Source organism: Candidatus Izemoplasmatales bacterium, assembly GCA_041649275.1.
Lineage (GTDB): Bacteria > Bacillota_I > Bacilli_A > Izemoplasmatales > Hujiaoplasmataceae > UBA12489.
In genome coordinates this window covers 1-12346 of sequence record JBAZNL010000020.1, presented here as the reverse complement: position 1 = coordinate 12346, position 12346 = coordinate 1, and the positions used below count along the sequence as shown (strand labels likewise).

Here is a 12346-nt window from a genome sequence, read left to right as displayed (position 1 = left end):
TCGGAGGGATCGCCATGAAGGAACGGAAACACCTCACGTTCGAGGAGATGTACGGTCTCGTCGTCGCCGCCCAGGAAGGCGGCGCCGTCGACCCGGCGCTCCGCCGGCTGAAATACGACCCGCACCATCTCGAGTGCGTCCTCAGGCCGACACCGAAGGGCGCGTGCGCCGCGTGCGGCGGCCTCCCCGGCCACTGCCCCGGCAAGGCCTTCATCGATTGCCTCTTCGACAATGTCGCATCCGACGCCAAGGGCGGCTGGGAATTCGTTCCCCGCACGGAACGCTGCCGCGAGCGGATCGACCCGGCCGCGCTCGCGCCGGTCATCGCCTCGAGGGACCTGATGGACGTGCTCGCGAAGCTGCGCGACGCCGGGGGACCGGCCTACGCGCTCGTCGCGCCCGCCTTCCTCTCGCAGTTCAGGGACATCGACGACGGCCAGTTGCGGACCGTCTTCAAGCGGCTCGGGTTCGCCGGCATGGTCGAGGTCTCGCTCTTCGCCGACATCCTCACCCTGAAGGAGGCGCTCGAATTCGACGCCAAGATCCAGGACGAGGGCGACTACATGCTCACGTCGTGCTGCTGCCCGGTGTGGATCCAGATGATCCGTCGGCTCTATCCCGACCTGCTCGCGAGGGTCCCGGGATCGGTCTCGCCGATGGTCGCCTGCGGCCGCGTCGTGAAGCGGCTCGTCCCGGGCGCCGTCACCGTCTTCGTCGGTCCCTGCCTCGCCAAGAAGGCCGAGGCCCGCGAACCCGACATCGGGGACGCGATCGACCACGTCCTCACCTTCCGGGAGGTCGCCGACCTGTTCGACGCCGCGCGGGTGCGCGCCGACGACATCCCGCCGGACCTGCGCGAGCACTCTTCCGTCGCGGGTCGCGTCTACGCCGTCTCGAGGGGCGTCTCCGAGGCGGTCGCGCTGACGCTCGACCGGATCCGTCCCGACAAGCCGATCCGCGTCCGTTCGGTCCAGGCCGACGGCGTCCCCGAGTGCCGCCGCCTGCTCGACGAGCTCGTGAGCGGGAAGACGACCGCCAACTTCCTCGAGGGCATGGGCTGCGCCGGCGGCTGCGTCGGCGGACCGCGCTCGCTCATCGACCGGAGTGTCGCAACCGCCAAGGTCCGCGACTACGCGAAGAAGGCGCCCTATCCCTCTCCGATCGACAACCCCTACGTGGTCGAACTCCTCCAGCGCCTCGGAATCCGGACGATCGAGGAACTGCTCGAGGACCGGGAGGTCTTCACCCGGCATTTCTGAATCAGACGAAAAACGGCTTTCCCGCGCGGGAAAGCCGTTTTGTACGATGGGTGTCAGATCGACCAGACGAACCAGACGAGAAGGTAGGCGGTCATGACCGCGGCGAGCGTGAAGGGCACGCCGATCCGCATGAATTCGCCGGTCGTGACCTCGTAGCCCTCCTTGCGGAGGATCCCGATGCCGGTGATGTTCGCCGAGGCGCCGATCGGCGTCATGTTCCCGCCGAGGGTCGCGCCCGAGAGCAGGCCGAAGTAGAGGAGCGTGACGAGCTGATGCTGCGCGGCGGCGTCGAGGCCGTTCTGGATCGCGACGTTGGTCGCGATCAGGGTCACGACCGGAAGCATCGTGGCGACGTAGGGGATGTTGTCGATGAAGGCGGAGAGGAGCACCGACCCCCACAGGAGGACCGAATAGATCACGAAGGTGTTTCCGCCGGCGAGTTCGAAGATGACGTTCGAGATCGCCGTGATGACGCCGGCGTTCTCGATCGACTTGACGACGACGAAGAGGCTGGCGAGCAGGAGGAGGGTGAAGAAGTCGATGTCCTTCAGGGTTTCCAGGAAGGCTTTTCCGTCCTTCTTGACGAAGGCCTTGCGGACGACCCCGAACACCATCAGGCCGGCGCAGACATAGCCGTTGATCAGGGCGGGGGCGTTCGGGATGAAAGAGGCGAGGATCAGAAGCACGACCATCGCCACCATCAGGACCGACGGGACGTAGTCGGTGACGACCGTCGTCTCGGTCATCCTGACCGGCTGGCTGTCGTTGCGGAAGACGCGGAAGAGGACGAGCAGGGCGGCGAGCAGGCCGAGCTGGTTCACCCAGAACATCGAGGGACGGCCGAGGTAGAAGAAGAAGTCGAAGAAGGTGAGGTCGGCATAGCCGCCGAGGAGGATCGAGGTGGTGTCGCCGACAAGCGTCGCGGCGCCCTCGAGGTTGGAGGCGACGGCGATCGCGATGATCGACGGGACCGGCGAGATCTTGAGCTTCTTCGCGATCGTGAGCGCGATCGGGGCGACCATCAGGACCGTCGCGACATTGTCGACGAAGGCCGAGATCGCGCCGGCGAAGGCCGCAAGCGAGATCACCGCCCACTTCACGTTCGGCGTCTTCTGGATGATCCGGTCGGCCATCAGCGCCGGCATCTTCGACTCGATGAAGAGCGAGACCAGTCCCATCGTGCCGAAGATCATCAGGATCACGTTCCACTGGATCGCGCCGAGGATCGATCCGAGGGGCATGAAGACGGCGTCAATCCCGAAGAGGGCACGCATGTCCGGAAAGCTCAGGAGGATGAAAAGGAGGGCGGCGCCGAAAGCGATCTGGGCGCGGTACTTCCCAAAGGAAAGGAGCAGGACGTAGGTGATCACGAAGATGGCGAGCGCGAGGTACATGGCAGTCTCCTTGTCGGGTGCGGCGTATGCGTTCCGCAAAGGATTATAGCACAATCCGGAACGGGAAACAATGCGAAACGGCGCGACCCGTACAAGAAAAAGCCCCGGCGGCTGGCCGGGGCGAAGTCAGAACAGGTGCAGCGAGAGGAAGATGAAGGCGAAGAGCGAGGCGACGAGGCTCACGACCGTGATCTGGGTATTGATCGAGGGACCCGCAGTATCCTTGAACGGGTCCCCGACGGTGTCGCCGACGACGGCGGCCTTGTGGGCGTTCGAACCCTTCCCGCCGTTGTTTCCGGCCTCGACGTACTTCTTGCCGTTGTCCCAGAGGCCGCCGGCGTTCGACATGAAGAGGGCGAGCAGAAGACCGGCGACGATGTTGCCGGTAAGGAAGCCGCCGACCGCCTCGATCCCGCCGATGAAGCCGACGACGAGCGTGATCAGGATCGCGAAGAGCCCGGCGGGAATCAGTTCCCGAAGCGCGCCCGAGGTCGCGATCTCGATGCATTTGTCGTATTCGGGGACGACGCCCTCCTTGCCTTCGCGCAGGCCGGGGATGTCCTTGAACTGGCGGTGGATCTCGGCGACCATGCGCTCGGCGTTGCGGCCGACGCCGAGCATGAGGAGGGCGGAGAAGACGGCCGGGACGGCGGCGCCGACCAGGATTCCGAAGAAGACGCGGGGGTCCATGACGTCGAAGCCGGCGATGCGGCCGGGTTCGATCGCGTTGACCTCGCTCATGAAGGCGCCGAGGAGCGAGATCACGGTGAGACCGGCGGCGCCGATCGCGAAGCCCTTCGTGACGGCCTTGACGGTGTTGCCGGCGGAGTCGAGCTTGTCGGTGACCTCGATCACGTGTTCGGAGAGTCCGCCCATTTCGGCGAGACCGCGGGCGTTGTCGACGATCGGGCCGTAGGCGTCGTTACTGATGATCATGCCGACGATCGAGAGCATGCCGACGGCCGCCATCGAGATCCCGAACATGCCGTACTGCTGGTACTCGATCGATCCGACCGCGCCGCCGAGCGGGGCGCAGAGGAGGAAGGCGGTGAGGGCGGAGACCGCGATCCCGATCATCGCCGGCAGGACCGAGAGGAAGCCATAGCTCACGCCGGTGATGATCGTGAAGGCGGGTCCGGTCTCGGAGGCCTTGGCGACCTTCTTCACCGGACTCTTGGTATCGTCGGTGAAGTAGTCGGTCGTGATCCCGATCAGCACGCCGACGAAGAGGCCGACGACGGCGGCGAGGTAGATCCGCCAGGAGAAGCCGAAGATCAGCGAGGCGATGCCGGTGAGGGCGGCGAAGACGCCGGTGGTGACGTAGGTGGACATGTTCAGGGCGCGGGTCGGGTTGCCGTTTTCAGGCATCTTCGCGAGCGCGACACCGATGATCGAGGAGAGCAGGCCGAGGGCGGCGAAGCAGAAGACCAGCGCGACGTTGTCCGTGCCGAAGAGATTGTCGAGCGAAACCCCCATGACGATCGCGGCCGCCATCGAGGCGACGTTCGAGTCGAACAGGTCGGCGCCCATGCCGGCGACGTCGCCGACGTTGTCGCCGACGTTGTCCGCAACCACGGCCGGATTGCGAGGATCGTCCTCGGGAATGCCGAGTTCGACCTTGCCGACGAGGTCGGCGGAGATGTCGGCGGTCTTCGTGAAGATGCCGCCGCCCGCCTTCGCAAAGAGCGCGAGCGAGGAAGCGCCGAAGCTGAAGCCGAGGAGGATCGTGGCGTTGCCGGTCACCCACAGGACGACCGCGATTCCGAGCAGGCTCGTGCCGACGACGGCCATGCCCATGACGGCGCCGCCGCGGAAGCCCGACAGGAAGGAGAGGCGGATGCCGCGCTGTGCGGCCTCGGCGGTGCGGGTGTTGGCGATCGTCGCGATCTGGATGCCGATCTTGCCGGCGAGCGCCGACAGGGTCGTCCCGAGCAGATACGCCCCGCACATCGTGAAGTTGTCGCCGATGCCGCTCTTCCAGATCGGATCGGGCAGGAAGAGCAGGATCAGAAGCGCGGCGGCGCCGGCGAAGCGGGCGAGGACGAGGTACTCCTTCTTGAGGAAGGTGTTGGCGCCGCTCTTGATGAATTCGCCGATCGTCAGGATCTTCGCGTTCTCGGCCGGCTGGCGCCGGACCCACAGGTAGAGCCAGACCGCGAAGACGAAGGCGGCGACGGCGACCAGGATGGAAAGCAGGAAGAAACCTTGAAGCAGTGTCATGTGTGCATCCTCCAGTTTGAAGTCAATCTGAAATCAATGCTATCACGAAGCGGAAGCGGTTTCAAGCGTTCCCGTGATTTTCCTCGGAAGCGAACCCATGCAAAACGCGCATTTGCGCATTCCTATTGACACTCCTCGGTTCGGCGTGGTAAAGTAATTCCGGAATGATTCGCGCGAATATCGAATGATTCCAAATCGAACCGAGGAGGAATGATCTGTATGAGCAAAGCGCAAAGATGGGAATGTGTCTGCGGTTACGTGTACGATCCCGCGATCGGCGATCCGACCACGGGCATCAACCCGGGAACGACCTTCGAGGAACTCCCGGAAGACTGGGTCTGCCCGGACTGCGGTCTCGGCAAGGAGAACTTCAGCCCGATCAACTGATCCGACAACAGAACGACGAGGCCTCGCGGCTTCGTCGTTTTCCTTTCCGTTGAGTGCCGTTTTGGCGGCTTCGCTTGAAAAGCGGACGCTATTGGCATAGAATAGAATCAAATCCACCATAGGAGGTACACATGAAGAAGTTCTTCAAGGAATTCAGGGCGTTCATTGCCAAGGGCAACGCCCTCGACCTCGCCGTCGGCATCGTCATCGGCACCGCCTTCAACAAGATCATCTCCTCGCTCGTCAAGGACATCATCATGCCCCTGATCAGCCTGATCGGGTCGAAGGACGTCACCGAATGGGTCTGGGTGATGCGCGGGACGCGCACCTGGGACGCCGTCAACGGCATCTACGTGCTGTCGGAGGACGCCGTGCTCCTGACCTACGGCAACTTCATCCAGTCGATCATCGACTTCCTGATCATCGCCCTGGCGATCTTTCTCGCCCTCAAGGTGATCAACGGCCTCAAGGGCAAGCTCGACGACGCGAAGAAGGTCATCGCCGCCAAGGTCGAGAAAGAGTAAGATCTCCAATCAACGAAGAAAGCGCCGGGCGACCGGCGCTTTCGCGTTCATTGGATCTTCTCGTAGATGGAGCGGAAGGCGGCCGCGTCCATGATGATGGGGACCGGATAGAGCGGATTGGCCTCGCGCATCGCGTGGGCGACCATCGCGTCGAGGTCTTCCGCAAGGAAGGTTCCGGGGGCGAACCGGACGGGAATCCCGACGCTTTCGTTCAGGGCGCGGATCGCCTGGACGAAGCGGTTCGCGTTCTCGCGGACGGAGGACGCGGCGTCGGCGACGCCCGCCTCGACGGCCAGTTCGGAAAGCCGTCGGGCGGCGCGATCGCCGTAGAAATCGAGGACGTAGGGCAGGACGACGGCGTTGGCGAGCCCGTGCGGGACATTCGCGAAGCCGCCGAGCGTATGGGCGATCGCATGGACGTTGCCGACATAGGCGCGGGTGAAGGCGAGCCCGGCGACGTAGGCGGCGCGCTGCATGTGGCCGCGTGCGATGATATCGGATCCGTCCGCGCAGGCGCGCTTGAGGTTTCCGAAGACGAGCCGGACGGCCTCCCTGGCATAACGCCTGGTCCGCGCCGTGTTCGACGACCCGATGTACGCCTCGACGGCGTGGGTGAGGGCGTCGATTCCCGTCGCGGCGGTGACGTGCGGAGGCAGCGAGACGGTCAGACGCGGGTCGAGGACGGCCATCGCGGGGACGAGGACCGGATCGTTGATCGCGAACTTGGACTTATCCGAAGGGTCGGTGACGACGGCGGCGAGGGTCGCCTCACTGCCGGTTCCGGCGGTCGTCGGGATCGCATAGAGGGGCGGGATCGGACGACGGACCTTGAGGACGCCGCGCATCGACTTCACCGACTTTCGGGGGTTGGCGACGCGGGCGCCGACGGCCTTGGCGACGTCCATCGCGGACCCGCCGCCAAGGGCGACGAGCGCCTTCGCGCTGAACGCCTGATAGCGGGAAAGGGCGGCTTCGACGTTGTCGACCGTGGGGTTCGGGACGGTGCCGTCATAGACGTCGACGGCGATTCCCTGGCGCGTCATGCGCTCGACGAGGGGGTCGACGAGTCCGGCCTTGACGAGTCCGGTGTCGGTCACCAGGAGAACCCGGTCGATTCCGGAAGAGAAGATGATTTCGGGCAGTTTCTGGATGGCGCCCGGGCCGGAGAGAAGCGTCGGCTCGCGCAGGTCGATGAACGGCCATGCCAGTCGGAACGCCGCCTGGTAGGTGCGGCACCAGAGCCGGTAGAGTGCAGTCATGCGATCACGCCTTTCCTGTTGTCTGTTCATTATACCGCGTTCTTGTGATGTTTTCAAGGAAATCGCCCGACGTTCCCTCGGGATGGCGTGATATAATATCATTCGGTTGGTTATCGACAGGAGGGATGCTTCATGCTCAGGGAATTTCTCATCCGATTCTTCACCTATGCGTTCGACGGTGGATCGGGACCGACGTCCTATAGCGACGGTCTCGGCGAAGGCGCCTTCGGCTGGCGTCACTTCCTCTGGATCGGCTTCGTCGTTCTCGCGGCGGTGCTGGGATCTTTCTATTTCCGCAAGCGTCCGAAGGCCGAACGGACGTTCGTCACGATCTTCGCGATTTCGCTCTTCGCGTTCCGCCTCGTTCACCAGACGGTCCGCGCCTCGATCGGCGTCGAAGTCCCCTGGACGCAGGCGTTTCCGTTCCACATGTGCACCGTCCTGACGTTCCTTCTGCCGCTCACGATCGTGTTCGACTGGAAGGCGATCAAGACCCCGGTCTACGTCCTCTCGATCATGGGCGGCGTGATCACGGTCATCCTCGGCGACTATTTCGACAACCGCTTCCTGACGATGTTCGCGCTCGAGGGAATGTCTGCGCATACTCTTCTGATCCTGATTCCGATCTACGAATTCGCCGCCGGCCGGCATCGGCTGGAACTCCGGGACGCGTGGCGCGTGATCGCCGGCATCCTCGTCCTGATGGGCTGGGCGACCCTCGCCAACCTCGTCTTCTACCCCGACAGCGGCGCGAACTACATGTATCTGATGGAGAACGCCCTGCCGTTCGGAACCGACAAGAACTACTTCCTGTTCTACATCCTCATCTTCCTCGTGTTCTTCGCCGGCATCTACGCCGGTCCGATCGCCCGCGCCCTGCGGCGGCGGAAAACGACCACGGCCGCCGCGCACCGCTGAGCGAATCGCCCCGATGACGGCCGCTTTCGTGGTACAATGAATACGACATCCATCCAAGGAGGCAACCCATGAATCCGAAACACGAATACGTCCTCGCAAACGGCATCCGGATCCCGTCGGTCGGCTTCGGCACCTGGCAGATTCCGAACGGCGCGAAGGCCTACGAGGCCACCCGCGGAGCGCTCGCGGCCGGCTACCGCCACATCGACACCGCCGCCGCCTACGGCAACGAGGAATCGGTCGGCGCCGCGATCCGCGACTCCGGCATCCCGCGCGCCGAGATCTTCGTCACCTCGAAGCTCAAGGCGGAACTGAAGGGCTACCAGACCACCCTCGACGAATACGAAGGAACCGTCGCCCGGCTCGGCGTCGGCGACCTCGACCTCTACCTGATTCACGCCCCGAAGCCATGGCACATCCATTCCGACGGCCTCGAGTACACGGCCGACAACGTCGAGACCTGGAAGGCGTTCGTCAAACTCTATCGGGACGGCCGCATCCGTTCGATCGGCGTCTCGAACTTCCGCCCGGAACATCTGAAACCGATCATCGACGCGACCGGCGTCGCTCCGCACGCCAACCAGATCTTCCTCTGCCCGGGCGACACGCAGAAGCCGACCGTCGACTTCTCCCAAGCCCTCGGGATTCTGACCGAGGCGTATTCACCGCTTGCGACCGGACGCCTCTTCGAAATTCCCAAACTGCACGAAATCGCCGCGAAGTACGGCGTCTCGGTCGCCCAGCTGGCGATCCGCTGGAGTCTCCAGCGCGGCTTTCTGCCCCTGCCGAAGTCGGTCACGCCCGAACGCATCAGAAACAACTTCGACGTCTTCGGCTTCGACATCGCCGCCTTCGATCTCGCGGAGATGGAGAACATCGTCCTGCCGCCCTGGCGCGGCTGACAAGGCGACCCTTCGGGGTCGTTTTCTTTTTTCCGGGCGGATCGCTTGAATCCCTGCGGGAATTGTGCTAGAATGATTTCAGATACCCCGGGGGGGTATATGGAGGGACCGACATGCGCAAGAAGTACACGATTACGGGCATGACCTGCGCCGCCTGCGAGGCGCATGTGAACAAGTCCGTCGCTGCCATCGATGGCGTTCGCGACGTCTCGGTCTCGCTGCTCGCCAATACGATGGTGGTGGATTACGACGAACGCGTGACGAGCGCCGAAACGATCGTCAAGGCCGTCGCCGAGGGCGGATACGGCGCCGCGGAAGGCACCGCCTCCCCCAAGGCGGTCGCCGATGCGACGTTTGCGATGAAACGTCGCCTGATCGCCTCGGTCGTCCTCTTCGTTCCGCTCCTCTACGTCTCGATGGGCGCGATGCTCGGCTTGCCGCAATGGACCTGGCTGAGCGCGTCGACCCATCCCTTCGTCCTGTCGCTCGTTCAGGGCGTCCTGGCGTTCGCGATCGCCGGGATCAACCTTCATTACTTCACTCATGGATTGAAGCGCCTCTGGAAACGCGCACCCAACATGGATTCCCTGATCGCGGTCGGCGCCGGCGCGGCGCTCCTCTACGGCGTCTACGCCATCGTCCGGATCGGACTTTCGAGCGCCGCCGGCGACGCCATGGGCGCCCACGCCTGGGCGATGGACCTCTATTTCGAAGCCGCAGGCGCGATCCTCACGCTCGTCACCGTCGGAAAGTACCTCGAGACGATCTCGAAGAAGAAGACCGGAGCGGCGATCGCCAAGCTCGTCGACCTCGCTCCGAAGACGGCGATCCTCCTCGAAAACGGCGTCGAGACCGTCGTTTCCGTCGAAACGCTCCGCCATGGCGACCTCGTCGTCGTCAAGCCGGGGGCGCGGATTCCCGCCGACGGCACGATCGTCGACGGCTCCTCCGCCGTCGACGAAGCGGCGGTCACCGGCGAATCGATGCCCGTCGAAAAGAATCCGGGCGATCGCGTCGTGGCCGCCACCGTCAACGCCACCGGCGCCTTCGTGATGCGCGCCGAGAAGGTCGGCGAGGAGACCACGCTCTCGCGGATCATCCGTCTCGTCGAGGAGGCCGCCTCCTCGAAGGCCCCGATCGCGAAACTCGCGGACCGCATCAGCGGCATCTTCGTCCCGGTCGTGATCGCGATCGCCGTCGCCGCGTTCGCCGTCTGGATGATCGCCGGGGCGACTTTCTCGTTCGCGCTCTCGATCGGCATCACCGTGCTCGTGATCTCCTGCCCGTGCGCCCTCGGCCTCGCGACTCCGGTCGCGATCATGGTCGGCACCGGCAAAGGCGCCGAAAACGGCATCCTGATCCGTTCCGCCGAAAGCCTCGAGATCACCCATGCGATCCGGACCGTCGTCTTCGACAAGACCGGCACCCTCACCCTCGGAAAACCGTCGGTCCGTTCCGTCCACCCCGCCGCGGTCGTCACCGAGAACGAACTCAGGTCCGTCGCCGCGGCGCTCGAGAACCGTTCCGAACATCCGCTCGCACGGGCGATTCTGGCGGCCGCCGAGGAACTTCCGATTCCCGCCGCGGTCGCGTTCGAAGCGCAGTCCGGCCTGGGTGTGACCGCCGTCGTCGACGGTTCGCCTGCGCTCGCAGGCAACGCCGCCCTGATGCGGTCGGCCGGCATCGATACGGACGCTTTCGCATCGCTTTCGACAACGCTCGCCGCCGACGGAAAGACGGTCGTCTACGTCGCCCGCGGCGGCGTCCTCCTGGGATTGCTCGCGATCGCCGACGAAGTCCGACCGACGTCCGCCGAAGCCGTTTCGCGCTTCCGCGCCCTCGGCATCGAGACGGTGATGCTCACCGGCGACAATCGCGCCGTCGCCGAGGCCGTCCGTCGTGAAGTCGGCGTCGACGTCGCGATCGCCGAGGTCATGCCCGAACAGAAGGCGGAGCACGTCCGCCGCCTGCAGTCCGAAGGCAAGGTCGTGGCGATGGTGGGCGACGGGATCAACGATGCGATCGCCCTCACCCAGGCGGACGTCGGGATCGCCATCGGGGCCGGTACCGACGTCGCGATCGAGGCGGCCGACGTCGTCCTCGTCCGCGGCGATCTGAACGACGCCGTCACCGCCGTTGAACTCTCAAGGCGCACGATCGCAAACGTCAGGATGAACCTCTTCTGGGCGTTCTTCTACAACGTCGTCGGCATCCCGATCGCCGCCGGCGTGTTCTTCCCCTGGTTCGGACTCCGACTCGATCCGACGATCGGCTCGCTCGCGATGAGCCTGTCGTCCGTCTCCGTCGTCCTGAACGCATTGCGTCTCCGCAGATTCCATCCGGCCGGAAGCCGGAAGAAAGGATCATGAAATGAAGAAGACCGTCACCATCGAAGGCATGAGCTGCATGCACTGCAAGATGCGCGTCGAGAACGCCCTGAAGGCCGTTCCCGGCGTGAAGGACGCCGCCGTCGACCTCCGTCGGGGCACCGCCGCCGTCACATGCGAGAACGTCGCCGACGAAGCCCTCCTTTCCGCCGTCCGCAAGGCCGGCTACGATCCGAAGAAGATCGAGGGCTGAATCGTGCGCGCCGACCACAGACAGGTCACCAGACTGCTGAACACCGCGAAGGGCCAGATCGAAGGCATCGTCCGGATGGTCGAGCAGGACCGCTACTGCGTCGACGTCTCGACCCAGATCCTCGCCGCGATCGCGATCCTCAAGCGCGCCAACACGACCGTGCTGCGCGCGCATCTCGACGGATGTCTCCGTGAAACGCTCGATCCCGAAGCCCAGATCAAGATCGCCGAGATCGTGGATCTCATGGAAAAGATCGCCTAAACCGAATCCAAGCGCTTCCATCGACGATTCCTGTTGAAAGCCGATCAATTGTGATATAATATATTTCCGGCGCAGGGTCATCCCCGCCGGCGTGCATCGCGCAAGGAAGTGCATCATCATGGAAAAAGGCAAATTCGACATCCGCTTCGAACTGAACGGCGAGGAGGGCGAACTCTCCGTCGTCTTCGGCGAGATCACCCATCCCGACCTCGTCGGGTTCGAGGTCGTCAAGGGCGAAGGCTTCGACGCGAAGACGTCGGAAGGATTCCCGTTCATGCGGGCCACCGTCGCCGACTTCCCGACCAAGGGATACCGGACGCTCTCGGCGTTCATCCAGACCACCCAATCCAAATACTACGACGCCGTCGACGACATGATGCCCGGCCTGAACGAGAAGTCGGTCGACGTCGCGCCGCTGATGCGCGAGCGGAACTTCCCGTTCTTCGCGTACGGCTTCCCCGCGTCGATCTTTTCGGCACGCCATTCCGACATCCGCACCTACGCCAAGCTGAACCGCGAGATCAACACCTTCCTCGTCAGTTTCCCGAATCCGGGCAACGAGCAGAGGATCGAATGCCTGGCGGCCTTCTCCTGGGGATTCGTCGAGTGGATCGACGAACGCGGCCGCCACAACGTCAAGGT

The 12346-nt window shown here is 64.2% G+C and carries 12 protein-coding genes; 9 read left to right on the top strand and 3 right to left on the bottom strand.

From position 1 onward, the window contains the following. Positions 1–14: 14 nt before the first annotated feature. Complete coding sequence (locus WC509_08235) at positions 15–1259, top strand: [Fe-Fe] hydrogenase large subunit C-terminal domain-containing protein (protein ID MFA5007431.1); 1245 nt, start codon at positions 15–17, stop codon at positions 1257–1259. A 53-nt stretch (positions 1260–1312) separates the two neighbouring features. Here WC509_08235 and WC509_08230 read toward each other — a convergent pair whose 3' ends face one another. Both WC509_08230 and WC509_08225 read right to left on the bottom strand, forming a co-directional pair. Further along, entirely contained in the window at positions 1313–2653 is a 1341-nt protein-coding gene (locus tag WC509_08230; protein MFA5007430.1) for an SLC13 family permease, read from the bottom strand. 126 nt (positions 2654–2779) lie between these two features. Next, positions 2780–4873 (bottom strand): sodium-translocating pyrophosphatase, encoded by a 2094-nt coding sequence (locus WC509_08225; GenBank protein MFA5007429.1) that lies wholly within the window; start codon positions 4871–4873, stop codon positions 2780–2782. Between the two features lie 219 nt (positions 4874–5092). Here WC509_08225 and WC509_08220 point away from each other — a divergent pair, with 219 nt between their 5' ends. Further along, positions 5093–5260 (top strand): rubredoxin, encoded by a 168-nt coding sequence (locus WC509_08220; protein MFA5007428.1) that lies wholly within the window; start codon positions 5093–5095, stop codon positions 5258–5260. Positions 5261–5391: 131 nt separating this feature from the next. Continuing rightward, positions 5392–5784, top strand: coding sequence for a large conductance mechanosensitive channel protein MscL (mscL, locus tag WC509_08215; protein MFA5007427.1), 393 nt, complete (start codon positions 5392–5394; stop codon positions 5782–5784). Positions 5785–5831: 47 nt separating this feature from the next. On the opposite strand, the gene WC509_08210 is transcribed toward mscL, so the two are convergent. Further along, entirely contained in the window at positions 5832–7043 is a 1212-nt protein-coding gene (locus WC509_08210; protein MFA5007426.1) for an iron-containing alcohol dehydrogenase, read from the bottom strand. Positions 7044–7175: 132 nt separating this feature from the next. On the opposite strand from WC509_08210, the gene WC509_08205 reads away from it, so the two are divergent. From WC509_08205 to WC509_08180, 6 genes are all read left to right on the top strand, one after another. Continuing rightward, positions 7176–7961 carry a YwaF family protein gene (locus tag WC509_08205; GenBank protein ID MFA5007425.1) on the top strand — a complete coding sequence of 262 codons (786 nt, stop codon included), beginning with the start codon at positions 7176–7178 and terminating at the stop codon, positions 7959–7961. Between the two features lie 68 nt (positions 7962–8029). Continuing rightward, on the top strand, positions 8030–8863 hold the full coding sequence (locus WC509_08200; protein MFA5007424.1) for an aldo/keto reductase: 834 nt from the start codon (positions 8030–8032) through the stop codon (positions 8861–8863). Positions 8864–8976: 113 nt separating this feature from the next. Continuing rightward, entirely contained in the window at positions 8977–11232 is a 2256-nt protein-coding gene (locus tag WC509_08195) for a heavy metal translocating P-type ATPase (protein ID MFA5007423.1), read from the top strand. A 1-nt stretch (position 11233) separates the two neighbouring features. Beyond that, the gene (locus WC509_08190; GenBank protein ID MFA5007422.1) at positions 11234–11443 is read left to right on the top strand and encodes a heavy-metal-associated domain-containing protein; all 210 of its coding nucleotides are present in this window, start codon (positions 11234–11236) and stop codon (positions 11441–11443) included. A gap of 3 nt (positions 11444–11446) precedes the next feature. Next, positions 11447–11704 (top strand): metal-sensing transcriptional repressor, encoded by a 258-nt coding sequence (locus WC509_08185; GenBank protein ID MFA5007421.1) that lies wholly within the window; start codon positions 11447–11449, stop codon positions 11702–11704. Between the two features lie 118 nt (positions 11705–11822). After that, positions 11823–12346 (top strand): hypothetical protein (locus WC509_08180; GenBank protein MFA5007420.1); only part of this gene is annotated, 524 nt, incomplete at its 3' end.